The organism is Pseudoduganella sp. jia 9 (assembly GCF_055502615.1).
Genome location: NZ_JBUPWE010000012.1, coordinates 171,695 through 197,661 on the forward strand (window position 1 = coordinate 171,695; position 25,967 = coordinate 197,661).

General features: G+C 69.3%; 24 protein-coding genes, 1 pseudogene and 1 riboswitch. Of the genes and pseudogenes, 23 read left to right on the plus strand and 2 right to left on the minus strand.

Features of this window, described 5'->3' with window-relative positions; genetic code table 11:
• Positions 1 to 3 precede the first annotated feature (3 nt).
• The 18 genes and pseudogenes from ACY34H_RS17460 (at position 4) to ACY34H_RS17545 (ending at position 14,585) form a co-directional block, all read left to right on the plus strand.
• Positions 4 to 177 (plus strand): hypothetical protein, encoded by a 174-nt coding sequence (locus tag ACY34H_RS17460; protein WP_464978738.1) that lies wholly within the window; start codon positions 4 to 6, stop codon positions 175 to 177.
• The gene (locus ACY34H_RS17465) at positions 177 to 743 is read left to right on the plus strand and encodes a cupredoxin domain-containing protein (protein WP_464978739.1); all 567 of its coding nucleotides are present in this window, start codon (positions 177 to 179) and stop codon (positions 741 to 743) included. Before ACY34H_RS17460 ends, ACY34H_RS17465 begins: the two co-directional genes overlap by 1 nt.
• 25 nt (positions 744 to 768) lie before the next feature.
• Positions 769 to 2,370, plus strand: coding sequence for a cbb3-type cytochrome c oxidase subunit I (locus ACY34H_RS17470; RefSeq protein ID WP_464978740.1), 1,602 nt, complete (start codon positions 769 to 771; stop codon positions 2,368 to 2,370).
• Positions 2,367 to 3,152 carry a c-type cytochrome gene (locus ACY34H_RS17475; RefSeq protein ID WP_464978741.1) on the plus strand — a complete coding sequence of 262 codons (786 nt, stop codon included), beginning with the start codon at positions 2,367 to 2,369 and terminating at the stop codon, positions 3,150 to 3,152. Before ACY34H_RS17470 ends, ACY34H_RS17475 begins: the two co-directional genes overlap by 4 nt.
• 77 nt (positions 3,153 to 3,229) lie before the next feature.
• A riboswitch (cobalamin riboswitch) is annotated at positions 3,230 to 3,436 on the plus strand.
• A gap of 119 nt (positions 3,437 to 3,555) precedes the next feature.
• Positions 3,556 to 4,236: an energy-coupling factor ABC transporter permease gene (locus ACY34H_RS17480; protein WP_464978742.1), complete on the plus strand. Its 681-nt coding sequence runs from the start codon at positions 3,556 to 3,558 to the stop codon at positions 4,234 to 4,236.
• Positions 4,233 to 4,544 (plus strand): energy-coupling factor ABC transporter substrate-binding protein, encoded by a 312-nt coding sequence (locus ACY34H_RS17485; RefSeq protein ID WP_464978743.1) that lies wholly within the window; start codon positions 4,233 to 4,235, stop codon positions 4,542 to 4,544. Before ACY34H_RS17480 ends, ACY34H_RS17485 begins: the two co-directional genes overlap by 4 nt.
• On the plus strand, positions 4,534 to 5,268 hold the full coding sequence (cbiQ, locus tag ACY34H_RS17490; protein WP_464978744.1) for a cobalt ECF transporter T component CbiQ: 735 nt from the start codon (positions 4,534 to 4,536) through the stop codon (positions 5,266 to 5,268). Before ACY34H_RS17485 ends, cbiQ begins: the two co-directional genes overlap by 11 nt.
• Positions 5,265 to 6,152: an energy-coupling factor ABC transporter ATP-binding protein gene (locus ACY34H_RS17495; protein WP_464978745.1), complete on the plus strand. Its 888-nt coding sequence runs from the start codon at positions 5,265 to 5,267 to the stop codon at positions 6,150 to 6,152. The genes cbiQ and ACY34H_RS17495 overlap by 4 nt, the downstream gene beginning before the upstream one ends.
• Entirely contained in the window at positions 6,149 to 6,940 is a 792-nt protein-coding gene (gene cobM, locus ACY34H_RS17500; protein WP_464978746.1) for a precorrin-4 C(11)-methyltransferase, read from the plus strand. Before ACY34H_RS17495 ends, cobM begins: the two co-directional genes overlap by 4 nt.
• Positions 6,937 to 7,965, plus strand: coding sequence for a sirohydrochlorin chelatase (locus tag ACY34H_RS17505; RefSeq protein ID WP_464978747.1), 1,029 nt, complete (start codon positions 6,937 to 6,939; stop codon positions 7,963 to 7,965). The genes cobM and ACY34H_RS17505 overlap by 4 nt, the downstream gene beginning before the upstream one ends.
• The gene (locus ACY34H_RS17510) at positions 7,962 to 8,645 is read left to right on the plus strand and encodes a precorrin-8X methylmutase (protein ID WP_464978748.1); all 684 of its coding nucleotides are present in this window, start codon (positions 7,962 to 7,964) and stop codon (positions 8,643 to 8,645) included. Before ACY34H_RS17505 ends, ACY34H_RS17510 begins: the two co-directional genes overlap by 4 nt.
• A complete protein-coding gene (locus ACY34H_RS17515; RefSeq protein WP_464978749.1) occupies positions 8,642 to 9,850 on the plus strand; it encodes a cobalt-precorrin-5B (C(1))-methyltransferase in 1,209 nt (402 codons plus the stop codon). Before ACY34H_RS17510 ends, ACY34H_RS17515 begins: the two co-directional genes overlap by 4 nt.
• A gap of 8 nt (positions 9,851 to 9,858) precedes the next feature.
• Positions 9,859 to 11,202, plus strand: a complete 1,344-nt coding sequence (cbiE, locus tag ACY34H_RS17520) for a precorrin-6y C5,15-methyltransferase (decarboxylating) subunit CbiE (protein WP_464978750.1) — start codon at positions 9,859 to 9,861, stop codon at positions 11,200 to 11,202.
• Positions 11,199 to 12,005, plus strand: a complete 807-nt coding sequence (gene cobI, locus ACY34H_RS17525; protein ID WP_464978751.1) for a precorrin-2 C(20)-methyltransferase — start codon at positions 11,199 to 11,201, stop codon at positions 12,003 to 12,005. The genes cbiE and cobI overlap by 4 nt, the downstream gene beginning before the upstream one ends.
• Complete coding sequence (locus ACY34H_RS17530) at positions 12,002 to 12,757, plus strand: cobalamin biosynthesis central domain-containing protein (RefSeq protein WP_464978752.1); 756 nt, start codon at positions 12,002 to 12,004, stop codon at positions 12,755 to 12,757. The genes cobI and ACY34H_RS17530 overlap by 4 nt, the downstream gene beginning before the upstream one ends.
• Positions 12,664 to 13,131 (plus strand): annotated as a pseudogene (locus tag ACY34H_RS17535) (cobalamin biosynthesis protein); the annotation flags it as partial. The gene ACY34H_RS17530 and the pseudogene ACY34H_RS17535, both read left to right, overlap by 94 nt.
• An 81-nt stretch (positions 13,132 to 13,212) precedes the next feature.
• A complete protein-coding gene (gene cobJ, locus ACY34H_RS17540; protein ID WP_464978823.1) occupies positions 13,213 to 14,211 on the plus strand; it encodes a precorrin-3B C(17)-methyltransferase in 999 nt (332 codons plus the stop codon).
• Positions 14,208 to 14,585 carry a (2Fe-2S) ferredoxin domain-containing protein gene (locus ACY34H_RS17545; protein WP_464978753.1) on the plus strand — a complete coding sequence of 126 codons (378 nt, stop codon included), beginning with the start codon at positions 14,208 to 14,210 and terminating at the stop codon, positions 14,583 to 14,585. Before cobJ ends, ACY34H_RS17545 begins: the two co-directional genes overlap by 4 nt.
• Before the next feature lie 7 nt (positions 14,586 to 14,592).
• Here the strand turns inward: ACY34H_RS17545 and ACY34H_RS17550 are convergent, their stop codons facing one another.
• A complete protein-coding gene (locus tag ACY34H_RS17550) occupies positions 14,593 to 15,717 on the minus strand; it encodes a branched-chain amino acid ABC transporter substrate-binding protein (protein WP_464978754.1) in 1,125 nt (374 codons plus the stop codon).
• Between the two features lie 189 nt (positions 15,718 to 15,906).
• Entirely contained in the window at positions 15,907 to 18,303 is a 2,397-nt protein-coding gene (locus ACY34H_RS17555) for a hypothetical protein (RefSeq protein ID WP_464978755.1), read from the minus strand.
• Positions 18,304 to 18,489: 186 nt separating this feature from the next.
• Here ACY34H_RS17555 and ACY34H_RS17560 point away from each other — a divergent pair, with 186 nt between their 5' ends.
• The 5 genes from ACY34H_RS17560 to ACY34H_RS17580 all read left to right on the plus strand — a co-directional run bounded on the left by ACY34H_RS17560 (position 18,490) and on the right by ACY34H_RS17580 (position 25,959).
• Positions 18,490 to 18,966 carry a hypothetical protein gene (locus ACY34H_RS17560; protein ID WP_464978756.1) on the plus strand — a complete coding sequence of 159 codons (477 nt, stop codon included), beginning with the start codon at positions 18,490 to 18,492 and terminating at the stop codon, positions 18,964 to 18,966.
• A gap of 184 nt (positions 18,967 to 19,150) precedes the next feature.
• A complete protein-coding gene (locus ACY34H_RS17565; protein WP_464978757.1) occupies positions 19,151 to 21,571 on the plus strand; it encodes a catalase in 2,421 nt (806 codons plus the stop codon).
• 130 nt (positions 21,572 to 21,701) lie between these two features.
• Positions 21,702 to 23,378: an MFS transporter gene (locus tag ACY34H_RS17570; protein ID WP_464978758.1), complete on the plus strand. Its 1,677-nt coding sequence runs from the start codon at positions 21,702 to 21,704 to the stop codon at positions 23,376 to 23,378.
• Positions 23,375 to 24,568 (plus strand): HlyD family secretion protein, encoded by a 1,194-nt coding sequence (locus tag ACY34H_RS17575; RefSeq protein ID WP_464978759.1) that lies wholly within the window; start codon positions 23,375 to 23,377, stop codon positions 24,566 to 24,568. Before ACY34H_RS17570 ends, ACY34H_RS17575 begins: the two co-directional genes overlap by 4 nt.
• Positions 24,565 to 25,959: an efflux transporter outer membrane subunit gene (locus tag ACY34H_RS17580; protein WP_464978760.1), complete on the plus strand. Its 1,395-nt coding sequence runs from the start codon at positions 24,565 to 24,567 to the stop codon at positions 25,957 to 25,959. Before ACY34H_RS17575 ends, ACY34H_RS17580 begins: the two co-directional genes overlap by 4 nt.
• Positions 25,960 to 25,967 lie beyond the last annotated feature (8 nt).

Below are 25,967 nucleotides of genomic sequence, written 5' to 3' on the forward strand. Positions count from 1 at the left end.
GCCATGATCGTCGAACCGCCGGACACCCTGGAACCCGAACAGCAGCGCCGCGTGGAAGCGATCGTGGCGCAGGGCCCGGGCGGCGCCTTCGCCGTCGCGGGCACGGCGGTCGCCGTCGTGCTGGCGATCTGGCTGGCGTTCTACCTGCTGGTGTTCGTCGCGCGCGGAGGCGCCTGATGGCCGCACCGGATACCCGCACGCCCGATGCCCATGCCGTCGCGGCGAAGGCGGAAACGCGCTGGGCGTGGATCGTCGGCGCCATCATCGTGTTCCTGACCGGGATGATGGCGTACATGAGCCTGCACTGGATCACCATGCCGGCGCAGCGCATGGAGACCATCGACCCGGCCACGCTGCACCTGTCCGGCGAATTCGTCGAAGCCAACCTGGGCTCGGCGCGCGAGCCGGACGGTTCGGTGACCGTGCGCCTGCTGGCCAGCCAGTATGCGTTCACGCCGCAGTGCGTGCTGGTGCCGAAGGATACGAAGGTAGCGATCCGCGGCACCAGTTCCGACGTGGTGCACGGCTTCTCGATCAGCGAAACCAATGTCAACGTGATGCTGGCGCCCGGCTACATCTCGAACTTCAGCGCCAACTTCCACCGCACAGGCGACTTCGTGATGCCGTGCCACGAATTCTGCGGCATCGGCCATGCGGCGATGTGGGCGCGCGTGAAGGTGGTGGAAGCCGCCGAGTTCGATCGTGCAATGCGGAACGGGAGGGCCAGCTGTGTCAGGCAATAAGTTCGGTAACGAAACGAGGCGCCTGGTGCTGTGGCACTTCTGGATCGCCTTCGCCGCGTTCTTCGTCGCGCTGGTGCTGGGCGAATGGCAGATGTACATCCGCAGCCCGCTGCGCGACTGGATCGGCAACCCGGAACTGTACTACCGCTCGGTGACAGCGCACGGCTCGGCGATGGGCTATGTGTTCCCCACGCTGGTGGCGATGGGCTTCGGCTATGCGATCGTGGAACTGTCGCTGAAGCAGGCGCTGATCGGCAGGCGCTGGGCATGGGCCGGCTTCGGCCTGGTGGTCGTGGGCACCGTCACGGCGATGGTGCCCGTGTCGATGGGCCTGGCCTCGGTGCTGTACACCTTCTACCCGCCGCTGATCGGCAACCCGTTCTACTACATCGGCGTGGTGCTGGTGGTGGTGGGCTCGTGGATCTGGGTGGCGCTGATGTCGGTGAACCTGCGCGCCTGGCGCAAGGCCAATCCCGGTGCCGTGGTGCCGCTGCCGATGTTCGCCAACGTGGCCGGCGCCTACCTGTGGGCCTGGACCTCGCTGGGCGCGGCGATCGAGATCCTGTTCCAGATCCTGCCGGTGGCGCTGGGCTTCCGGCACACCATCGATGCGGGGCTGGCACGGGTGTTCTTCTCATGGACATTGCATGCGATCGTCTATTTCTGGCTGATGCCGGCCTATATCGCGTTCTATACGCTGGTGCCACGCGCGATCGGTGGCCGCCTGTACAGCGACACGATGGCGCGCCTGTCGTTCATCCTGTTCCTGGTGTTCTCCATGCCGATCGGCGTGCACCACCTGTTCCAGGATCCGCAGGTGGGTTCCGGCGTGAAGTTCCTGCACGCGGTATTCACCGGGCTGGTTTCCGTGCCGACGCTGCTGACGATCTTCACGATCACCGCGTCGGTGGAAATCGCCGGCAGGCTGCGCGGCGGCACCGGCGCGATCGGCTGGGTCAAGCGCCTGCCGTGGCATAACCCGATGATGCTGGCGGTGGCGTTCTCCTTCATCATGCTGGGCTTCGGCGGGGCAGGGGGCCTGATCAACATGAGCTACCAGCTCGACTTCGCCATCCACAACACGCAGTGGATCACCGGGCACTTCCACCTGATCTTCGGCGGGGCGATCGTGATCATGTACTTCGCGCTGGCCTACGACCTGTGGCCCCATCTCACCGGCCGCGAGCTGAAGAACGGCCGGGCGATGCGCTGGCAGCTGTGGCTGTGGTTCGTCGGCATGATCGTGCTGACGTTCCCGTGGCACGTGGTGGGCATCCTCGGCATGCCGCGCCGGATGGCCTATTTCGACTACAGCGATCCGCATATTGCGCCGCAGGCCATCACCGTGATCATCACCTTCATCGGCGGCCTGCTGCTGGTGGTCTCCGGCCTGCTGTTCCTGCTGGTGCTGGCGCGCGGCCACCGCAGCGCGCTCGTTGCGCTGCCCGAATTCACGTTCAGCCAGACGGTGCACGCCGAGCGCACGCCGGCCGCGCTGAACGGCTACGCGATCTGGCTGGCGCTGATGATCGGGCTGTCGGTCGTCAACTACGGCTTCCCGATCATGCAGCTGATGGCGCTGCCGCAGACATCCGTGCCGGCCGTGCCGATCGGGAGCCAGCCATGAATTCCGAAAAATCGTTCTCGCTGCGGAACCGCTGGTTCACCGGCAGCGTGCTGGCGCTGCTGGCCATCGCGCTGCTGGCGGCGCTGGTCGGCTTCGTCTGGGTGCCGCGTGCGCAGGCGCGCGATGCGATGACGAGCATGTGGGAATCGATCTGCCGCGCCGCCGGCGTACCCGGCCGGTACTACACCGCGGCGCTGGACGACACCGGGCGCCGCTCCAGCGACGTGATCGTGATGGCGCAGATGATGGCGCCGGCCGACAGCGCATCGATCGGCCGCGGCGCCACGCTGGCGATGCAGTGCACGATGTGCCATGGCGCGCGGGGAATGAGTCCCGCCGGCTCGCCGCACCTGGCCGGCCAGCCCGCCGCCGCCACCTATAAACAGCTGCGCGACTATCAATCCGGCCACCGGGCCAGCGCCATCATGCGCCCGCTGGTGGAGGAACTGTCCGACACGGACATGCGCGACCTGGCCGCGTACTACGCCTACCTGCCGCGCGAACGGCTGGCCGACCCGATCGACCAGCACACGCCGCGCCTGGTACGCAACGGCGACCCGATGCGCAACGTGGGCGCCTGCGCATCCTGCCATGCGATCGAAGTAAAGAAGCCGGCATCGCCATGGCTCGACGGCCTGCCCGAATCGTACCTGCACCAGCAGCTGCTGGCCTTCCGCGACGGTACTCGGCGCAACGACGTCAATGCGCAGATGCGCAACGCGGTGCGCAATCTTTCGGACCAGGAGGTGGCGCAGCTGGCCCGCTATTACGCGGCCAGATAGGAGGAAGCCGGAGCGCCGCCGCGGATACTGGAACGCCGGACGGCGCAGCAAAGTGCTGTACCTTTTCCGGCCCGATGAGTTACCATGCGCGCTTGGGTGCGCTCTTTCCGTTCGGGAAGGGCGTTAAACGGGAAACCGGTGAAGCCGCCATGCGGCCATTCCGGTGCAGCCCCCGCTGCTGTAAGCCTGACGGACTCCGCCAACAAGCCACTGCGATACTCGCGGGAAGGCGCGGAAGAAGAATGACGGCGAGCCAGAATACCGGCCCAAGCAAGTCAGCACCATTCCCCGGGGTGACGGGAAGCCGCTGTCGATTCGGCTTGCCGTCCGTGCTCCGTCTCGACCGTCTTTCTTTTTCGATCCCCGCCGGTGCTCATATTGACCATTCGACGGGAGGTTTCGAATGCACATCATGGAAGGTTTCCTGCCGCCCGCGCACGCGCTGGGCTGGTCGGCTGTTTCCGTTTCGTTCCTGGCCTGGGGCCTGCGTTCCATGGGGCGCGACCTGCGCCGGCATCCGGAGCACCGCATGCTGTTCGGTGTCGCCGCCGCGTTCGCGTTCCTGCTGTCGGCGCTGAAGCTGCCGTCGGTGACGGGCAGCTGCTCGCATCCCACCGGCGTGGGCCTTGGCGCCTTGCTGTTCGGTCCCGCTTCGATGGTGCCGGTAGGCTTCGTGGTACTGCTGTTCCAGGCACTGCTGCTGGCCCATGGCGGCATCACGACCCTGGGTGCCAACGTGTTCTCGATGGCCGTGGTCGGCCCCTTCGTTGCCTATGGCGTGTTCCGCGCCGCGGCCGCGATGGGCATGTCCCGCTCCTTCGCCGTGTTCGCGGCGGCCTGCCTCGGTGACCTCGCCACGTATGCCACCACTTCGCTGCAGCTGGCCTGGGCTTTCCCCGACCCGCTGGGCGGCGTGCAGGCTTCGCTGCTCAGGTTCGGCGGCATCTTTGCCCTGACTCAGGTGCCGATCGCGATCAGCGAAGGCATGCTGACGGTGCTGGTAGTGAACGCGGTCGCCAGGTTCCACGGTGCGGAACTTTCCGCCGCGCCCGTCTTTGCGCACGCCCGGAGCAAGCCGGCATGAGAGCGCGTTCCTGGATGTTGTGGACGGTGCTCGCCCTGTCGACGGTGCTGCCGCTGTGGATCGCCGGCGGTGCGGACTTCGGCGGGGCCGACGATCTCGCACGGCAGGCGATCGGCACGCTGGCGCCGCACTACCAGCCCTGGTTCCACCCGGTGTTCGAGCCGGCCAGCGGCGAAATCGCGTCGCTGCTGTTCGCCTTGCAGGCAGCGCTTGGCGCCGGCGTGATCGGCTACTGGCTCGGCCTGTCGGTGGGACGCGAACGCGCGCGCAAGGCAGAGATCGAGGCAAGGGAGCGCCATGCTGATTGATTCGGCTGCCTACGCGAGCCACTGGCGCGCCATCGCACCGTCGGCCAAGGCACTGTTCGCGTGTGCCGGCGTTGCCGCCGCCTGGATCGCCCACAGCCCCGGCGCGCTGGCCATGCTCGCTGCCGTGCTGGTGCTGTGCACTGTCGTGGGCGCGCGCGTGCCGCTGCGCACCCTGCTGGCGGCGGCACTGGCGCCGTTCGGCTTCCTGCTGCTGGCCTGCCTGGCGATGCTGGCCGGGCCCGACCTCCAGGGCGACTGGCACTGGCGCGCAGCGATGCTGCCGGTGGCCGCACGTACCGCATTGCGGTCGCTGGCCATCCTGGCCGCGCTGCTCGGCCTTGTGCTGACCACGCCGCTGCCCGACCTGCTGGCGCTGCTGCGCCGCCTGCGCGTCCCCGAACTGCTGCTCGACCTGATGGCGCTGTGCTACCGCATGGTTGCCGTGCTGCGCCAGGCCTGGGACGACGGTGTCGAGGCGCAGCGCGCGCGGCAGGGCTATCGCGGCTGGCACCAGGCGTGGCGTTCGACCGGGATGCTGGCCGGCCATCTGGCATTGCAGGTGTGGCAGCGTGCCGCGGCATTGCAGATGGCGGCGGATGCGCGTTCGTACAGCGGCACGCTGCGCTTCCTGCCGGTGGCCCATCCGCAGGCGCGGCGCCAGAACGCGCGGGCCGTGCTGGCCGGCGTGCTGCTGGTCGCGCTGGCCGCGGGAGACCGCTGGTGAGCGCGCCGCCCGTCCTCGAACTCGCCGGTGTCGACTACGTCTACCCGGATGGCAGCGCCGGACTGCGCGGCTGCAGCCTGGCACTGGGGCGCGGGCGCCGCCATGCGCTGCTGGGCGCGAACGGCGCCGGCAAGACGACCGTGCTGCGGCACCTGAACGGCCTGCTGCGGCCGGCGGCCGGCACGCTGCTGCATGACGGCCAGGCTGTCGGCCGTGGCAGGGCCGCATCGAACGCGCTGCGGCGCTGCGTCGGCCTGGTGTTCCAGGACCCGGATCGCCAGCTGTTCGCCGCGCACGTCGAAGAAGACGTGTCGTTCGGCCCGCTCAACCTCGGCCTCGACGCAGCCACCGTGCGCGCGCGGGTGGCCGCCGCGCTCGATGCCGTCGGCTTGTCCGCTCACGCCGGCCGCGCCATCCATCACCTGAGCTTTGGCCAGAAAAAGCGCGTCTGCATCGCCGGCGTGCTGGCCATGGAACCACAGGTCCTGTTGCTGGACGAGCCGATGGCGGGGCTCGACGCACCGATGCAGGCGGCCCTGGCGGCGCTGCTCGACCGGCTGGCGGCACGTGGCATCACCGTCATGCTGTCGACCCATGACGCCGACTTCGCGCTCGGCTGGGCCGACGACGTGCACCTGATGGCGGCGGGGCGCTGCATCGCGTCCGGCCCGGCGCTGCAACTGGCGCAACGCGCCGACCTGCTCGGGCAGGCCGGTCATGACGTGCCGCAGTCCGTGGCGCTTCATCGGGAGCTGGTGGCGCTCGGCGTCCTCGGCGCCGACCCGCCGCCGCGCAGCGTGCCGGCACTGCTTGCCGCACTGCGTGCCCTGCGCGCGGTACCGGGCCCGGAACATCTCCAACAACCAGGAAGGACAATGGCATGACGATCGCAATTCCCGGCAAGGTCTGGTTCGTGGGCGCCGGCCCGGGCGATCCGGAGCTCGTCACCGTCAAGGGCCGCAGATTGCTGGGCGAGGCCGGCGCCGTGCTGTTTGCCGGTTCGCTGGTCGACCGCGCGGTCACGCTGTATGCGCCGGCCGGCTGCGTCATCCGCGATTCGAAGGACATGACGCTCGAAGAGATGACCGCCTGGCTGATCGCCCAGGCGGCCGTGCATGGCACGGTGGTGCGCCTGCAGACGGGCGACCCGGGCCTTTATGGCGCGCTGATCGAGCTGGCCCGCCCGCTCTCGGCCGCCGGCATCGAGTGGACCGTCGTGCCGGGCGTCTCGTCGGCGATGGCGTCGATGGCGGCGGCCGGGGAATCGCTGACGTTGCCGGAAGTCACCCAGAGCGTCATCTTCACCCGCGTCGAGGGACGCACGCCGATGCCGCCCGGCGAAGACCTGGCCAGCCTGGCGGCGCACCGCACCACGCTGTGCATCTTCCTGTCGATCACCCTGCTGCACAAGGTGGAAACGGCGCTGCGCGCCGCCGGCTGGCCGGACGACGCGCCGATACTGGTGGTGCACAAGGCCAGTTGGCCCGGCGAGGAAAAGATCCTGCGCGGCACGCTGGCCGATATCAAGGCGCGTTGCCGCGAGGCCGGCGTGGCCAGCCAGGCGATGATCGTGGCGAGCCCCACGCTCGGCGCGCTTCACTGGGAAACGCTGGCCCGATCGAAACTGTACGACCCTACCTTTACCCACCGATTCAGAAAGGCGAGCGCATGAACGCACCCATCATGATGCGGGCGGCCGATATGCCGTCCCGCGTGAATATCGACGATACCATTCTCATCGTCGGCCACGGCTCGCGCGAGGACTCGGGCAACCAGGAGATCCGCGAGTTCACCGGCCAGTGGCGTGCAGCCCGGCCGGACTGGCGCATCGAGCTGTGCTTCATCGAATTCGCGGCGCCGGAACTGAACGCCGCGCTGCTGGCCGCGGCGCGCGGCAGCCGCCGGGTGCTGGTGGTACCCCTGATCCTGAACGCGGCAGGCCATGTGAAGATGGAGATCCCGGAGGCCGTGGAGCAGGCGCGCGCCGCCAGTCCGCAGGCGGAAATACTGCTGGCGCCGCACCTGGGTGCCAGCGACCCCGTCCTCGCCGTGCTGCGGCGCCGCCTGCGCGGGGCGATGGCCGAGCTCGACATGCCCGACCCGACGACAACCGGCGTGGTGCTGCTCGGGCGCGGTTCGTCCGACCGCGGCGCCAACGGCGAGATGGCGAAGATGGCGCGCTGGCTGCTGGAAGAGGGCGACCATGAACTGGTCGACCTGGCCTTCACCGGCATTACCTGGCCGCGCCTGGAAAAAGTGGTGCAGCGCCAGGTAGTGCTGGGCATGCGGCAGATCGTCGTGCTGCCGTATTACCTGTATACCGGCACGCTGATGCAGCGCATCCACCGGCAGGTCGAGCACCTGCGCGGCCAGTATCCACAGGTGCGCTTCGCCTGCACCGCGCATTTCGGCTTCGAGAAGGAGATCTTCGCGTTGATGGACGAGCGCGTGGAGAACCTGCGCGCGGGCGTGCCTGACAGCCGCCTGTTATGCGACGGCTGCACGTTCCGAGAAATCGCCCACGACATGGGACACGGGCATTCGCACGCGCACACGCACACGCACGAGCACGCGCCCGCGCAGCCCGGCGACGATGTCCACGGCCACCCCCATGAACACGGCCACCCTCATGAACACGGCCATCCGCATGAACACGGCCACGGCCACGACCATGGCCACGAGGGCATGCCGGCATGAGTACCGTGAATACCGTCACCGAGCAGCTGACGCGCGCCGGCCAGGCCATCGAGCATGACAGTTTCGCCATCATCGATGCCGAGGCCGGCCCGCACGCGTACACGGAAGAGCAGTGGCCGGTCGTGCGCCGCATGATCCATGCGAACGCCGATTTCGATTTCAACGGGGCGACCGCCTTCCACCCGGACGCGGTGGAGGCGGGCATCCGCGCCATGCTGGCCGGCGCCACCCCGGTGGTGGCCGACGTGGAAATGATCTGTTCCGGCCTGTCGCAGCCACGCCTGGCGCATTTCGGCATGCGCACCCACCAGTTCATCAGCGATGCGGACGTGATCGACGCCGCCAGGCGCGAGGACACCACGCGCGCCGTGCAGGCGATGCGCAAGGCCCACAGGGCGGGGTTGCTCGATGGCGCGATCGTCGGCATCGGCAATGCGCCCACCGCGCTGATCGAAGTGGTGCGGCTGATCCGCGAAGAAGGGGTACGCCCGGCCCTGGTGGTCGGCATGCCGGTCGGTTTCGTGTCGGCGGCCGAGTCGAAGGACCTGATGGCCGGGATCGGCGAGGTGCCGTGGATCGTGATCCGCGGCCGCAAGGGCGGTTCGACGCTGGTGGTGTCGGCCCTGCATGCCTTGCTGGCGCTGGCCGAGGCGCGCCAGAAATCGGCGGAGCGCGGGTGAAGGAGAAGGCTGCCGAAAAAGGCACGCGCACCGGTTTCACGACCGGCGCATGCGCCGCCGCGGCGGCGCGCGCGGCGATGCTGGGACTCGCCACCGGCAGGGTGCCGGAGCACGTCGAGGCACTGCTGCCGAATGGCAGCCGGGTGGGCTTCGCCGTGCACGATGGCCGTTGCGACGCGGCGCATGCGCATGCGATGGTGATCAAGTTCGCCGGCGACGACCCGGACTGCACCGATGGCGCGCACCTGACGGTCGACCTGCGCCTGCTGCCCGGCCAGCCCGGCACGGTGGCCTGGGTGGCCGGCGACGGCGTCGGCACGGTCACGATGAAGGGCCTCGGCCTGGAAGTGGGCGGGCCGGCGATCAATCCGGTGCCGCGCAGGAATATCGCCGACAACCTGCGCGAGGCGGCGCCCGGGCTGCTTGCCGAACATGGCATCGAAGTCACGATCAGCGTGCCGGACGGCCAGGTGATGGCGAAGAAGACCACCAATGCGCGGCTGGGCATCCTGGGCGGCATCAGCATCCTCGGCACCACCGGCATCGTCAAACCCTATTCCACGGCGGCGTGGCGCGCCAGCGTGGTGCAAGGCGTGCAGGTGGCGGCCACGGCGGGCCACGGCATGGTGGCGCTGACGACCGGCGGGCGCACCGAGACCTTTGCCATGGCAACGCTGCGTGCCGAGCGGCCGGAGCTGCCGTCCGCCTGCTTCGTGCAGATGGGCGACTTCCTGCGCTATGCCCTCGACGAAGTGGTGGCGCAGGGCATCGGCCTGGTGGTGCTGGCGGTCATGGTGGGCAAGCTCACCAAGATCGCGCAAGGCGAAACCATCACCCACGCCAACCGCAGCGAAGTCGATACCGACCTGGTGGCGGAGATTGCACGGCGCATCGGTGCCGCCGACGAAGACTGCGCGGCGATGGCCGCCGCCGAAACGGCCCGCTTCGGCGCCGAACTGATGGTCGAGCGCGGCCTCGGGGCGGCGTTCCACTGCGCCCTGGCGCAAGCGGCCATCGATACGCTGACGGCGCCGGACCGCTATGGCCAGGCGTTCCGGCTGCGCGTGCTGGTGTGCGACTTCAGCGGCCAGCAGGTGGCCGACGTCTGGTCCGACCCGGTTCCCCCACCGGCGCTGCCGGCCAGCGCCGGCCGCACCAGCATTGCCCACATCCTCGATGTCGATCCTGAACCGAATTTCCCTTGAGCCCAACCATGGATATCCCTTCCCAAGACAGCAGTGCCAGAGACCCGAACCCGTGCCGCGTGATCGGCGTGCTCGACGACGGCGTGGCAAGCCTGGCCGCGACGGCCATGGCCTGCCTGCGCAGCGCCGACGTGGTGATCGGCGGTGCGCGCACATTGGCTTTGCTGGCGCACGAGATCAAGCCCGGCGCGCTGCGCCACGACCTGACCGGGCGCCTGAAGGACGTGCCGGGCTGGGTCAGGGCCGCGCGCGCCGATCACCTGGCCTGCGTGGTGCTGGCCACCGGCGACCCGCTGTGCCATGGCATCGCACCTTACCTGGCGAAGCACCTGTGCGTGCAGGCGCTCGACATCCAGCCCAACCTGTCGACGCTGCAGCTGGCCTGCGCGCGCATCGGACTGGCCTGGCACGATGCGCGCATCGTCTCGGTGCACGCGAAGGACGCGGGCGAGTGGCAACGGGGCGCCACGCCGGAGCACGGGCTGTATGCGCTGGCCCAGGCCCTGCGCGCCCACTCCCGCCTGCTCATCCTGACGAGCCCGGACAACAGCCCCGACCGGATCGCCAGGCTGCTCGAAGCCGAAGGCCTCGGCGGCGATTTCCTGATGGCGGTGGCGGAAAACCTGCTGCAGCCGGAAGAGCGGGTGCTGGCCGAACTCGCGCCGCGCGATGCCGCGAACATGCGTTTCGCCGCGCTGAACGTGGTGCTGCTGTGGCGCGTTACCCCGCTGCCGCGCCCCGTGCGCTTCGGCCTGGCCGACAGCGAGTTCGTGCAGCGCCAGCCCGACAAGGGCCTGATCACCAAGCAGGAAGTGCGCGCCGTCAGCCTGGCGCGCCTGCAACTGCGCGAGGACAGCGTGGTATGGGATATCGGTGCCGGTTCCGGCGCGGTGGGCCTGGAGGCGGCGCGGTTGTGCCCGCGGGGCCACGTCTACGCCATCGAGAAGAACGAAGCCGATCACGCCATCGCCGCGCAAAACCACGCGGCCTTCGGCATCGGCAACTACAGCCTGGTCCAAGGCAAGGCGCCGGACGGCCTCGACGCCTGGCCCGATCCGGATGCGGTGTTCATCGGCGGCTCGGGCGGCGAACTGGCCGCGCTGATAACGGGCGTGATGCGGCGCCTTCGGCCCGGCGGCACGCTGGTGATGAATTTCGTCACACTGGAAAACCTGGCCACCGCCACCGCGGCATTGCAGGCGCTGGAAGGCGAGGGCACGGAACCATGCCTGCACTGGGACGTGGTGCAGCTGCAGGCCGCCCGCAGCAAGCCGATCCTGCACATGCACCGCATGGCGGCCGAGAATCCCGTATGGATCGTCTGCGCGCGCCGCGCCGGAGGCACGCCATGAGCGGCGCGGGTACCTTCGGCACGCTGTGGGGTGTCTCGCTGGGCCCTGGCGACCCGGGCCTGATCACGCGCGCCGCGTGGGAAGCGCTGCAGCGGCGCGACGCGGCGTGGGTCTACCCGGCACGCAGCGGCAAGACGCCCAGCTACGCGCTGGACATCGTGCAGCGCGCCGGCCTGGCGCCGCCGGACGAGCATGCGCTGCTGCTGTTTCCGATGACGCACGACGGCGAAAAGCTGGCGCGTGCCTGGCTGCGCGCGGCCGAAAGGGTATTGCCCTGGCTGCGCGCGGGACGCGACGTGCTGTTCCTCGTCGAGGGCGATGCCAGCACCTATGCCACGTTCGGCCACCTGGCGCGCACCGTGCGCGCGCTCGACGCCGCCGTGCCGGTACAGGTCATCGCCGGCGTCAACGCCTTCACGGCTGCCTGCGCTGCGGTCGACGTGCCCTTCGCGGAGCAGGACGACACGGTGGCGATCGTGCCGGCCGCATATGGCGTGAGCGCCGTCGACCACTTGCTGCCCGACTTCGATACGCTGGTGCTGATGAAGGTGAAGCCGCTGCTCGATGAGCTGATCGGCTGGCTCGAGCGCCGCGGCCTGCTGGCCGGCGCCCACTTCATCGAACGGGTCGGCGCGCCGGACCAGCGCCAGGTCAGCGGCGCCGCGATTTCCGCGCTGCGCGGCACCAAGGTCAGCTACCTGTCGCTGCTGATCGTCAAGCACCCCCACCGCATCCGCGGCGAACGCATCAAGGGCTGCCTCAGGAAGGACAGCCCCAATCCCTTACTCACGGAGAACGCATGACCGATACTGCCAACACGACGCCGCGCCTGTGCCTGGTGGCGATCACGAAGCACGGCGCAGCGCAGGCCGCGCGCCTGGCCGCCGACCTGCCCGAGGCCGACATCTGCACGGCCGCCAAATTCGCCAGCGCGTTCGGCGGCCTGCCGAACCGGGTGCACCCTTACGGCGGCGCGATGCGCGACGAGATCGGCCCGCTGTTCGCCGGCTACGACCAGATCGTGTTCTTTGTTTCGCTGGGCGCGGTAGTGCGCCTGATCGCCCCGCACCTGCGCAGCAAGGAGGAAGACCCGGGCGTGATCGTCGTCGACGATGCCGGCCAGTACGTCATCCCGGTGCTGTCGGGCCATGTGGGCGGCGCCAACGAATGGAGCGAGCGCATCGCCGTGCTGCTCGGCGCGGCGCCGGTGCTGACCACCGCGTCCGATGTCGGCCGCACCATCCCCGTCGATATCCTCGGGCGCCACCTGGGCTGGCGGGTCGAGGCGCCGAAGATCAACGTCACGCGCGTGTCGGCCCACGTGGTGAACGGCGAGCCGATCGCCTTCATCCAGGAAGCCGGCAGCCCCGACTGGTGGACCCGGCCCACGCCGCTGCCGGACAACATCCACCGTTTCGACCGTTTTGCCGACGTGCCGCTGGACCGCTACGCCGCGCTGCTGTGGGTCACGCATGCCGAGGTGCCGCCCGGGCGCTGGGAATCATTGCACGAACGCCTGGTGGTCTACCGGCCACCCGTGGCGAGCGCGGCTTGAGCGGCTATACCATCGGCCTCGGTTGCGACCGCGGCGTGGCATTGCAGACCGTGCGCGAAGCCGTGCAGGCGGCGCTGGCCGCGGCGGGCATCGGGCCGGAGCAGGTGAGCGCGGCCGCATCGATCACGCTGAAACAGGATGAAGCGGCATTGCTCGCCCTGGCGCAGGAGCATGGCTGGCCGCTGCGTTTCTACCCGCCCGACGCGCTGGCGGCCGTGCCGGTGCCGCATCCCTCCGAGACCGTCTTGCGCCACACGGGCACGCCGTCGGTCAGCGAAGCCGCCGCGCTGCTGGCGGCCGGGCCGGATACGCCGATGACGGCACTCGTCGTCGAGAAACACAAACACAGGGGCGCCGATGGCCGGCATGCCACCGTTTCGATCGCAAGGAAACACATGAACGAGATTGACATGATAGATGCTGACATGAGAAGCGCTGACATGAGAAGCGCTGACATGAGCGACACTGAACAGGGCGCGCAGCGCGCCGGCAAGATCATGCTGGTGGGGATCGGCCCCGGCAGCGTGGAGCACATGACCGGGCGCGCCCGCGCCGCGATCGCCGAAGCCGATGTCGTGATCGGCTACGTCACCTACATCAAGCTGGTGGCCGACCTCATCGAAGGCAAGGAAATCATCCGCAAGTCGATGACCGAGGAACTGGACCGCGCCGTCAGCGCGCTGGAAGCCGCGCGCGCCGGCAAGAAGGTGGCGCTGATCTCGTCGGGCGACGCCGGCGTGTACGGCATGGCCGGCCCCACGTATGAAGTGCTGTTCCAGTCGGGCTGGACGCCGGACGATCCGGTGCAGGTCGAGATCATCCCCGGGGCATCGGCGCTGAACAGCTGCGCCGCCCTGGTCGGCGCGCCGCTGACGCACGACTTCTGCGCCATCTCGCTGTCGGACCTGCTGACGCCATGGCCGACCATCGCGCGGCGGCTCGACGCGGTGGCGATGGCCGATTTCGTCGTGGCGCTGTACAACCCGAAAAGCGGCCGGCGCACGCGCCAGATCGTCGAGGCGCAGCGCCTGTTCCTGCGCCACCGCCGCGCCGATACGCCGGTGGCGATCGTCAAGAGCGCCTACCGGCGGCGCGAGAACATCGTGTTCACCACGCTCGACCGCATGGCCGATGCCGACATCGGCATGCTCAGCACTGTCCTGATCGGCAACAGCAACACCTTCGTGCGCAATGGCCTGATGGTGACCCCGCGCGGCTACGCCAACAAGTACGACATGGAAGAGGGCGGCGCCACGCGCGATGGCGAACGCGCCGGCCGTTCGCTGTCCACCGGCCTGCTGGGCTGGCTGGACACGCTGCAGGCCGAACATGCCGGCGGCGCCAGCATCGAGACGCTTGCCGCCCGCCACCGGCTGCCGGCCGACTACATCGGCGCCACGCTGGCCGAGCCCTGGCAGGACGAATCGGCGACGGCCGGGGAGGCCGAAGCATGAGCGATTGCGATAGCAGTTCCGATAGCGATTCCGGCGCGCCCGCCGTGGTGAAGCCGAAGATCGGCAGTTATCACCGGCACCTGCTGGTGTGCACCGGCCCGCGCTGCAGCGCCGATGGCCAGTCGCAGGCGCTGTTCGACAGCCTGGGCGACAAGCTCAAGGCGGCCGGCCTGACCACCGGCGAGCTGCGCGTCAAGCGCAGCCGCGTGGGCTGCTTTGCCGCCTGCAAGGGCGGCCCCATCGCGTGCGTGCAGCCGGACGGCACCTGGTACTACAACGTCACGCCGGAAAACATGGACCGCATCATCAGCGAACACCTGTGCAACGGCCGGCGCGTGGACGACCTGGTGTTTCACCAGGCCGGCGAAGAGTAAAGTTCAATCAATAACTGGTCAACGCATTCGGCTGCCCACCCTTGAACGTGAAGATGGTCACCGGCGACGCCTTCATGTCGCCCTTCCCGTCGAACGCGTAGGTACCGGCGACGCCCTGGTACGTCCCGCCGGAAATCGCTGCGCCGACCTTCGACGGTTCGACGGAATTGGTTTGCTGCATCGCCTGGGCGAACAGGTACACGGCGTCGTAATACGACGCGGCGTACACGTCCGGGTCGGCGTTGAAGCGTTTCTTGAATTTCGCCTTGAAGCCCGGGCCGCTGGCGGCCTTGTCGAGCAGCGCGCCGCCCTGCGAGCACAGCACGTTGGTGCCGACGGCGTCGCCGCCCAGCTTGCCCATCTCGGCGGTGCAGATCGTGTCGCCGCCCAGCAGCTTCGCCTTGATGCCCAGTTGCCGGATCTGGCGCGCCATCGGGCCGCCCTGCGGCGCGTAGCCGCCGAAGAAGATCGCCTCGACGTTCTTCGGCCGCAGCTTGGTGAGGATCGACGTGAAATCGACCGCCTTGTCGGTCGTGTATTCGTGACCGGCCACCGTCATGCCGGCGGTGCGTGCGGCGCGCTTGAATTCCTCGGCCAGGCCCTGGCCGAAGGCGGTGCGGTCGTCGATCACCGCCACCGTCTTCACCTTCAGTTCCTTCGCCGCGTACAGCGCCATCCGCGAACCGAGCTGCGTATCGCTGGCATTCACGCGGAACAGGTTTTTATAACCTTGCTGCGTCAGTTTCGGATTCGACGCGACGCTGGCCACGACCACGCCGGCGTTCGCGTACACGCGCGACGCGGGGATCGCCACGCCCGAATTATAGGGGCCGACCACGTAGCGTACGCCGCCATCGGCCAGTTTCTGCGCCACGTTGACGCCGGCCTTCGGGTCGCCCTGGTCGTCCTCGGACACCAGCTCGAAGCGGAGCTTCTTGCCGCCGACGCTGACCGGCTTCGCGTTCAGCTCCTCGATGGCCAGCCGCGCGCCGTTTTCGTTGTCCTTGCCGGAGAAGGCCTGCGCGCCGGACAGCGGACCGCTGTGACCGATGCGGACCACGGTTTCCTGCGCAGCGGCGCCGGCAGCGAGTGCCGCCAGCGCAAGTGCGCCGGCCATGTGCGTGTATCTCATCGGATCTCCCGTCGTTATTCTTGAGTAGCGTGAATTATCCACGTTCTCGCGACGGGAGCAAGCAGCAATGTGCGCGGGCCGCCACCACAGGCGTCCGCACCGGCGACTGCCCGGTGCACCACGCCGGCAACCGCGCCGGCACCGGTGCCGGGAATTGGGCCGGCATTGCGCCGGCAATGGCGCCGGCAACTAAACCGTCGGTGCGGTGCCCGTACGGGTGACCGGGCGCACCGCCGGGTTGATCTCGCTGCGCGGCGGCGCGGCACCCGCATTGGGGCCGCCGGCAATGCCGCCGGCCAGGTACTGCGCGGCGATCGCGGCAGCCGTCGACGGGTCGGCCGCATTCGGTGCCCGTGCGGCATTGTTCGCGGCCGCACCCGCACCCGCGGTACCGGCAGCCGCGGCGTTTGCGTCAGGCGTGCCCGCTGCTCCCGGCACTGCGCCGGCCGGCGCCCCGGTTGCCGCCGGCGTGCCGCCAGCCGTGGTGCCCGCCACCGGATTGGCCGGCGTGCCCAGTGAAGCCTGCGCCGCGGCTGCCGCATCGGCCGCCGCCTGGGCAGTGGCGGCAGAGGTTGCCGTCGAGGCAGCGATCCGTGCATCGGCTGCCGCGCCGGCCACGGCCTGCTCGTTCGCGGTACCGGCCAGCGCCGTGGCGCCGGCGGCGGTGCCGGCACCGGCCGCGGTGGCGGCCTGCTGCGTGCGCAGCGCCAGGCGCTCCCGGTCCAGGATGGCCTGTGCGCGCTCGGCGCCCTGTTCCTGCAAGACCCGCAGCGCATCACGCTGCCGCGCATTCTCTGCCTCGTTCAGCGCCGTGGCCTGGCGCGCATCCTCGGCCTGCTGCGTGGCGGCCAGCCGTGCCTGCGCGAGCCGCTGTTCGACCAGCGCGTCTTCGCGGGTGCCCAGCGTTTGCCCGGCCGCCAGGCGGCGGGCTTCCAGCAGGCGCTCCTGCGCCAGCCGGTCGGCCTGCGTCAACTCATCTTGCCGAACATCCTGGCGCGCATCGTCGAGGCGATCGGCCAGCCGCTGCGCGGCCACGTCTTCTTCCCGGGTAGTGGTCAGCTGGCGCAATGCCGCGGCGCGCGTTTCCTGCAGCCGCTGGTCCTGCGTGGCGATGTCCTGCTGTTCGGCCAGCGCTTCGTTCGCGGTCTGGCGCGCCAGCGCGAGGCGGTCGGCGGCCGCACGCTCCTGCTGCGTCAGCGCGGCCCGGTCGCGGTCGAGCCGGGCCGCGTCGTCGCGTTGCGCCTGCTGGCGGCGCGCCTCGGCGTTCTCCGCCACCGCCGCCCGCTCGGCGGCAAAGCGCTCGGCGGCCAGTTGCCGGGCCAGCAGCTCGGCATTGGCCTGGTCGGGCGACGTCGTCGCTGCCGGCGGCGTCTGCACCGGATTGGCCTGCGCTTCGCCCGTGGCGCCTGCCACGCGGGTGGGCGGCGGCTGTACCCTATCTCGTACGGCCTGCTGGGCGGCAGCCCTGTCGGCCGCTGTCGAAGGCAAGGGGTTGGCGGCCGCGGACAGCGCGGTGGCGGCCGGCGGCAGCGGATTGCCGGCCGTCGGCGGCGCATAGTTGGGGATTTGTTGCGTGGGAATCTGTTGCGCGGGCACCTGCTGCGCGGGCACCTGCAGGGATGGCGACTGTTGGGATGGCACCTGCTGAGTTGCCGCCTGCTGAGTTGCCGCCTGCTGGGCCGATACCTGCGCCGGACTGTCGGACGGCAGTGCAGCGCCCTGCTGCGGCGCGTTGGCCGGACCGAGCGCGCCGCTGGCGCTGTTGCTGGCCTGCGCGGCCGTCAGTTCGGCAGCCTGGTTGTCCAGCATGGCAGCCGGCGTGCCCGAGCCGGCAATCTGGGGGGCTTCCGGCTGGCGCGTGGCAGCGTTGTCGACGTTGCCGGCGGCGTCGCTGTCGCCGGCCGGAGTTTGCCGGTTCGGCTGCACGGCCGTATCGCGCAGCGCATTGCGGAACGCCGCGTCGCTGACTTCGCTCGGCGGCAGGTTGGTGGTGGCCGGCGGCTGCAGCGAATTGCCGTCCGGGCCGATGGCGTCGCGTTCGTGCGCCAGCGCGCTGGCCACCTCGTCGAAGCTGCCGGCGGCGCGCGCCAGCGTTGCCAGCGTGCCTTGCCGGTCGGCCTCGAACGCGGCCAGCAAACGGCGGTTGTCCACGGCCAGCATGTCGCCATCGTCGCCCAGCAGCGAGGGCGCCAGGTCGATCCCCAGTTGCGCCAGCCCGGCGCGCTGGTCGGCGAAGGCTTGCGCCAGGCGGCCGGCCAATGCGCTGGCCGGCAGCGCTTCGCCGGAAGGCGGCGCCAGCGTATCGACGGCGCGGCCCACGTTGAAGGCTTCGACCAGTTCGCCGGCGGCGGTGCCCAGCTGTTCCAGGTCCGCATCGGTGATCCGCGTATTTGCTGCGCTTCCGTTCGCGGCGGCCAGTTCGCCCAGCCGTTTCTGCGACAGCGCGAGCGTGCCCATGAACTGGCCCAGCGAAGATACATCCACGTCGGAGCTCGGCGGCACGTCGGCGCGCACGGGTGCCGCGCCGGCGTCGGCCGCAGCGAACAGCGGAGCCATGCCGGACGATACTGAAGAGACAGGAAACATGACGCACCTCCGATGCCTGGATCCGAACCAGCATGCCACAAAGCGCGTGCAAGCGGCGCACCGGCCCGGCCGGCAGTGCTCCGCGCTGGTACCGATGTATTTCCACTTTGTTATGCACCGCACTGTGCGGCCGCTGCGATCGGCCTATTGTTGTTCCTGCATACACCAACCAAGAGGATACCGATCATGGACAACGAAAAATCGACCATCAACGCAACCGGCACCGTCACGCCGATCGGCAACACCAATAACACGACCAACCGCACCGACGTCCACAACACGATCGACAAGGCTGCCGACAAGGTGCAGCCAGCCGCCGACAGGGCCGCTTCCGCAGCGCACAGCGCTGTCGATAAGGTTGCCGAGAAGGTCCCCGCAGCAACCGAGAAAGTGCACAGCACCGTCGAGAAACTGGCCGAGAAAGTGCCTGCCACCACCGACCGCCTGGTCGGCAAGGCCCATGACACCGTGGAAAAGGTATCGGACAAGGCCAGCGCCGTGTCCGAAACGCTGAGCCGGAAAGCTGCCGACCTGAACGTGGCCTACGGCCGCCTGGCCGAAACGGGCCGCAGCTACGTGCGCAACAGCCCGGGTACGTCCGTGCTGGTTGCCCTGGCCGCCGGCTACGCCGTGTCCAAGCTGCTGGGCTCGCGCCGCCATTGATCCCGCGGCAACTGCACGGAAGTTACCGCGGCAGTTGCCTCATCGATGGCCCGTCGTCCGCCACCCCTTGCGGACGGCAGCGCCCGGCCGTGCTTCCTCGTGATGCACGGCCGGGCGTCTTTGCGCCCGGATGTCGCCACTCGCGGCTTTCGGGTGTCGCTTACCGTAATCTACCAGGACCCCCATGACCACCAAACCTACCAGGCAGTCCTCCGGCGTCGACGGAGCAGGTTCCATTCTTTCTACCGTTTCCGGACCTTCCACCGCGGCGCCGCCGCAATCGCTGGGCAACAACAATCCGCAAGGCGACGTGCTGCTGGAAAAGCAGGCCGGCGGCATGGACCTGGCCGCGCAGACCGCGCACAACGCCAACAAGCCGGGCGAATACGGCGATGCCGCGCGCACGCCGCAGCAGGGGCAGACGGCCAAGCCATCGAGCGACATCGTTACCGCCAGCAGCGCAGCGGAAAACATCGCCTCGCCGAAGACCGGCAGCGGCCAGCCGCCGATCGGCGTCAACAACACCAACTCGCCGCTCGACCGCGTGCGCGCCGATTCGAGCCAGCAGGTGCTGACCACGAACCAGGGCGTTCCGGTGGCGAACAACCAGGATTCGCTGAAGGCGGGCCTGCGCGGCCCCACGCTGATGGAAGACTTCATCCTGCGTGAAAAGATCACGCACTTCGACCATGAGCGCATTCCCGAACGCATCGTGCATGCGCGCGGCTCGGCGGCGCACGGCTATTTCGAAAGCTACGAGGACCTGTCGGCCGTCACGCGCGCCGCGCCGTTCGCGCGGGCCGGCAAGAAAACGCCGGTATTCGTGCGCTTCTCCACCGTGGCCGGCGAACGCGGCTCCACCGACACGGCGCGCGACGTGCGCGGCTTTGCCGTCAAGTTCTATACGGACGAGGGCAACTGGGACCTGGTGGGCAACAACATCCCCGTGTTCTTCATCCAGGACGCGATGAAGTTCCCCGACCTGGTGCATGCATTGAAACCCGAGCCGCACAACGCGATGCCGCAGGCGGCCAGCGCGCACGACACGTTCTGGGATTTCGTGTCGCTGATGCCGGAATCGACGCACATGCTGATGTGGGCGATGTCCGACCGCGCCATTCCACGCAGCTACCGCATGATGCAGGGCTTCGGCGTGCACACCTTCCGCCTGGTGAACGCGGCCGGCGAATCCGTGTTCGTCAAGTTCCACTGGACGCCTGTGCAGGGCACCCATTCGCTGGTGTGGGATGAAGCCGTGAAGATCAGCGGCGCCGATCCCGACTTCCATCGCCGCGACCTGTGGGAAGCCATCGAAGCCGGCGAATTCCCCGAATGGGAACTGGGCCTGCAGATCTTTACCGAGGAACAGGCCGACAGCTTCGAGTTCGACGTGCTGGACGCCACCAAGCTCGTGCCGGAAGAACTGGTGCCCGTGAAGCCGGTGGGCAAGCTGGTGCTGAACCGGAATCCGGACAATTTCTTTGCCGAGACCGAGCAGGTGGCGTTCTGCACCGCGCACGTGATTCCCGGCATCGACTTCACCAACGATCCGCTGCTGCACGGCCGCATCCACTCCTATGTGGACACGCAACTGTCGCGCCTGGGCGGGCCGAACTTCCATGAAATCCCGATCAATGCGCCGGTCGCGCAGGTGCACAACAACCAGCGCGACGGCATGCACCGCCAGACCATCAACCGCGGCCGCGTGTCCTACGAGCCCAATTCGCTGGGCGGCGGCTGCCCGTTCCAGGGCGGCCGCATGGGCTTCACGAGCTTCCCGCAGCAAACCTTCGTGGAAGACAAGGTGCGCGGCAAGCCCGAACTGTTCGCCGACCACTATTCGCAGGCCCGCCTGTTCTGGCAGAGCCAGACGCCGGTCGAGCGCGCCCACATCATCGGCGGCTTCCGCTTCGAGCTGACGCGCGTGACGGTGCCGGCGATCCGCCAGCGCACGCTGTCGATGCTGGCCAACGTCGATGCGTCGCTGGTCAACGCGGTGGCCTCCGGCCTCGGCATGCCGGTGCCTGATCCACAGCCGATGGCCACCACGCGGCCGCTGCCTGTGTACCGCACCTCGCCCGGCCTGTCGCTGCTGGCGCGGCCCGGGCAGGTGGGCATCCACACGCGCCGCGTCGCGATCCTGGTGGCCGATGGCGTGGACGTGGCCGGCGTGCGCACGGTCTACGAAGCGCTGCTGGCCGACGGCGCGGTGCCGCGCGTGGTCTCGTCGCGGCTGGGCCAGGTCACCGGCGCCGACGGCGCCACGCTGGATGTGGAAATCACGCTGGAGGCCGGCCCCGCGGTGATCTACGACGCGGTGGTGGTACCGGCCGGCGAGCAGTCCGCCCAAACGCTGGCGGCCGATGCCAACGCGCTGGAATTCGTGCGGCTGCAATATCGCCACTGCAAGCCGATCATGGTGGTGGACGCCGGCGCCCAATTGCTGGCCAAGGCCGGCATCCCGGCCACGCTGCGCGACGGCTCGCCCGACCCCGGCATCATCGGCGCCCAGCCGGTCGATGCCGCCGCCGCGCTGGCCGCGTTCAAGGAAGCGCTGGCGCAGCACCGCGTGTGGGCGCGCGAGAGCGATCCCCCGGCGGTATGAGGGCAATATAGTCTCGCCCGCCGCCCCGGCAGGGCGCCAGCCCTGCCATAGGTGGTGACCGGCCCGGTTGCATGCGCCACGCGCGGCAGCCGGGCTTTATCATGTCATCTTGCCCCCTCAGCACGACTGCATGGACGTTTACGCCCCTCAAACCTGGAAGCCCCACGAACGGCCGATGCTGCCGGGATCGCCGTCGTCGCCGCTGCATTCGACGCGCAGGCGCCTGGCCTACCTGCTGGTCGGCTTCATCGTCGCGCTGACCGGCGGCCTGGGCAACGCGCTCGTCACCGTCAACCTCGTCTATGCGCAAGGCTCGCTGGGCGTCTACTCGGCCGAGATCCAGTGGCTGCCTGCGGTGTACGTGATGGCCAGCGTGTCGATGAACCTGCTGCTGGTGAAATTCCGCCAGCAGTTCGGCCTGCGGCTGTTCACCGAGCTGTTCCTGGTGCTGTACGCGCTGGCCACGCTGGCCCACCTGTTCGTGCACGGCCTCGGCTCGGCGATCCTGGTGCGGGCAGCCAGCGGCATGTCGGGGGCTGCGCTCACGACGCTGGGCCTGTATTACACGCTGCAGGGTTTCCCGGCGCAGCACCGGATGAAAGGCGTGGTGCTGGGCATCGGCTTCTCGCAGCTGGCGCTGCCGATCGCGCGGATCTTCTCCACCGACCTGCTGGAGATCGCCGAATGGCGCGGCCTGTATTTCTTCGAGCTGGGCATGTGCCTGCTGTCGCTGGGCTGCGTGCTGCTGCTGAAACTGCCGCCCGGCGACCGCATCCGGGCATTCGAGAAGCTCGATTTCCTCACCTTTGCGCTGTTTGCGCCGGGCGTTGCGCTGCTGTGCGCCGTGCTGGGCCTGGGCCGCACCGTGTGGTGGTTCGAGGCGCCCTGGCTGGGCTGGTGCCTGGCCGGCTCGATCGTGCTGGTGACGGCGGCGGTGGCGATCGAGCACAATCGCGCCAGGCCGCTGCTCAATATCCGCTGGCTGACGACGTCGAACATGCTGCGCCTGGCCCTGTCGGTGCTGCTGATCCGCATCGTGCAGTCGGAGGCCACCGGCACCGTCGGCTTCCTGCAGGCACTGGGGCTGCAGAACGACCAGATGCGCGAGCTGTGGATGGTCACGCTGGTGGCCAGCATCGCCGGCATGGCGGCCAGCGCGCTGACGATTTCGCCCAGCCGCATCCAGACCTCGCTGATGTTCGCCCTGGTGCTGATGGCGGTCGGCGCGTACATGGATTCGCATGCGACGAACCTGACGCGGCCCGCGCAGATGTATGTCAGCCAGGCCTTGCTGGCGTTTGCCGGCGTATTCTTCATCGGCCCGGTGTTCGTCTCCGGCTTCGGCGCGATCATTGCCCAGCCGAGTAACCTGATCAGCTTTTCGCTGATGTTCTCGATGACGCAGAACCTGGGCGGCCTGCTGGGTTCCGCGCTGGTGGGCACGGTCCAGGTACTGCGCGAAAAATACCATTCCAGCCAGCTGGTCGAGCACCTGACCCTGATCGACCCGCTGGTGGCCAGCCGCGTGCAGGGCAGCGGCGCCGCGCTGGCCGGCACCCTGGGCGATCCGGCCCTGCGCAGTGCGCAGGGCGTGGCGTCGCTCGGCGCGGCGGCCACGCGCGAAGCCAATATCCTCGCCTACAACGACGTATTCCTGCTGATCAGTATCGTCGCCATCGCCACGCTGGCGTGGATGATGGCGCACTATCTCTGGCAACTGTGCACCGCCTGCCGTCCCGCCACGCCGGCGCAGAACGCCCAGACAGGCCTGGCCAGGGTCTCCCTCGACAACTCCGGATCGAAATGAGCGCCAACGACACCACTCCGCCACCAGCTTCCGCGCCTGCGCCGGCTCCTGCAACTGCTCCCGCAACTGCTCCCGCCACCGCTCCAGCCGCCCCTCCCGCGGCAGCGGCGCCGGCACCGGGACAGCCGGACCGTCCGCACCAGTGGCTCGCCATCGCCGGCTTTGCGCTGATCGCGCTTGTCGGCGTGCTGGTCGTGCTGTATGCATGGCGGCTGCCGCCGTTCACCAGCCCGATCGTCTCGACCGAGAACGCCCTGGTGCGCGGCCAGGTGACGGTGATCGGTACCCAGCTGTCCGGCTATGTCACGCAGGTGCACGTCCAGGATTTCCAGCACGTGAAGGCGGGCGACCTGCTGGTGGAAATCGACAGGCGCGTCTACGAGCAGCGCTACGAGCAGGCCGAGGCGCAGCTGGCGGCGCAGAAGGCCGCGCTGGAAAACTGGGGCCAGTCGCGCCGCAGCGCCGCCGCCACCATCGCGCTGCAGGAAGCGGCGCTGGTGAATGCGCGGGCCCAGGCAACCCGCGCCACGGCCGACCTGGCGAGGGTCGAGGAACTGGTGCAGGATGGCTCGCTGTCGCAGCGCGAACGGGATGCGCAGCGCGCCGCGCATGCCCAGGCCCAGGCGGCCGTCGCGCAGGCGCAGGCCAATGTCGAGATCTCGCGGCAGCAGTCGCAGTCCGTCACCGTCAATCGCGCCGCGCTGGAGGCGGCGGTGGCCAATGCGGCGGCGGCGCTGAAGGCGGCCAAGGTGGACCTGGACAATACCCGCATCGTCGCGCCGGCCGACGGCCAGCTGGGCCAGGTGGGCGTGCGGCGCGGCGCCTTCGTCAACTCGGGCGCGCAGCTGATGGGGCTCGTGCCTCGGCAGATGTGGGTGATCGCCAACCTGAAGGAAACCCAGATGAACGGCGTGCGCGTCGGCCAGAGCGCCACGTTCAAGGTCGATGCGCTCGATGGCGCCACGCTGACCGGCCAGGTCGAGCGCATTTCTCCCGCCACCGGCTCCGAGTTTTCCGTGCTGCCGGCCGATAACGCCACCGGCAACTACGTGAAGATCGCCCAGCGCATTCCGGTGCGCATCCGCATCGATCCCGGCCAGAAGCTGGCGGACCGGCTGCGGCCCGGCATGTCCGTCATCGTCGGCATCGATACGTCGGCGGTGCTGAACGATGCGGAGGCCCGGCAATGAGGCGTGCCGTGCTGGTGATTGCCGCCGCAGTACTGGCGGGCTGCGCCGCGAAAGTGGCCGACCCGCCGGCGTCGCGGCTGCAGGTGCCGGCGCAGTGGCGCGCGCCGCTGCCGGAAGGGGCATCGGCTTTGCCGGTGGACGCGCAGTGGTGGCAGGGCTTCGGCGATCCCGCGCTGACGGCGCTGGTCAGCGGGGCGCTGGCGAACAACGGCGACCTGCGCGTGGCGCGCGAGCGCATCGAGGATTACCGTGCCCGCGTGCGCGCCGCCGCTGCCGCGCAGCAGCCCACGCTGTCGTTCGACACGTCGCCCGCGCGGGCGCGGACACTGTCGCCCGCCACGGGACGGCCCTACGTGGCCAATGCGTTCCAGGCCGAATTCCAGGCCGCCTACGAGATCGACGTGTGGGGCCGCCTGGCCAATGCCACCGATGCCGCCGCGGCCACGCTGCGCGGCGAGCAGGCCAATCTCGATGCGGTAGCGCTGTCGATCGCGGCCAACGTGGCGACCGGCTACCTGAACCTGCGCGGGCTCGATGCGCAGCTGGAACTGGCGCAGGCCACGCTGCAACTGCGCGAACGTTCGCGCGACCTGGCGCGGCGCCAGTTCGAGGTGGGCTACAGCTCGCGCCTCGAATGGCTGCAGGCGCAGGCCGAATACGACACGGCGGCCGAACAGATTCCGCAATTGCAGCGGCAGATCTTCGAACAGGAAAATGCGCTGGCGCTGCTGGCGGGCGACACGCCCGGCCCGATCGCACGCGGCAAGTCGCTGGCCGAGCTGGCGCCGCCGCCGGTGCCGGGCGGCCTGCCGTCCGACCTGCTGCGCCGCCGCCCGGACATCGCGCGCGCCGAGCAGGCCATCGCCGCCGCCAGCGCGCAACTGGCCGCCACGCGCGACCAGTTGCTGCCCACCTTCCGCCTGACGGCCGCCGGCGGCATCCAGTCCACCGAACTGTCCGACCTGCTGCACGGGCCCACGCGGCTGTGGCGCCTGTCCGGCGCACTGGTAGCGCCGCTGTTCGACGGCGGCCGGGTGCAGGCCGCCACCGACTCCGCCGCCGCGCAGCGCAACCAGGCAATCATCGCCTACGAAAATGCGGTGCGGCAGGCGTTCGCTGAAACGGAAAACGGCCTCGATGCGATCACGCGGCTGCGCGAGCAGGTGGTGCAGAACGACGCGCGCCGGGCCACCGCCGCCGAAACGCTGCGCATCGCGCACAACCGCTATGCCAACGGTTATGCGGCCTACCTGGAGGAACTGGACGCGCAGCGCAACCTGTATACGGCCGACGTGGCGCGGCTGCAGCTGCGCGCGCGGCTGCTGGCTGCGTCGGTCGACCTGTACCGGGCCATGGGGGGAGGGTGGACGGAGCCTTCGCCTTCGCGATGACCGGCGGG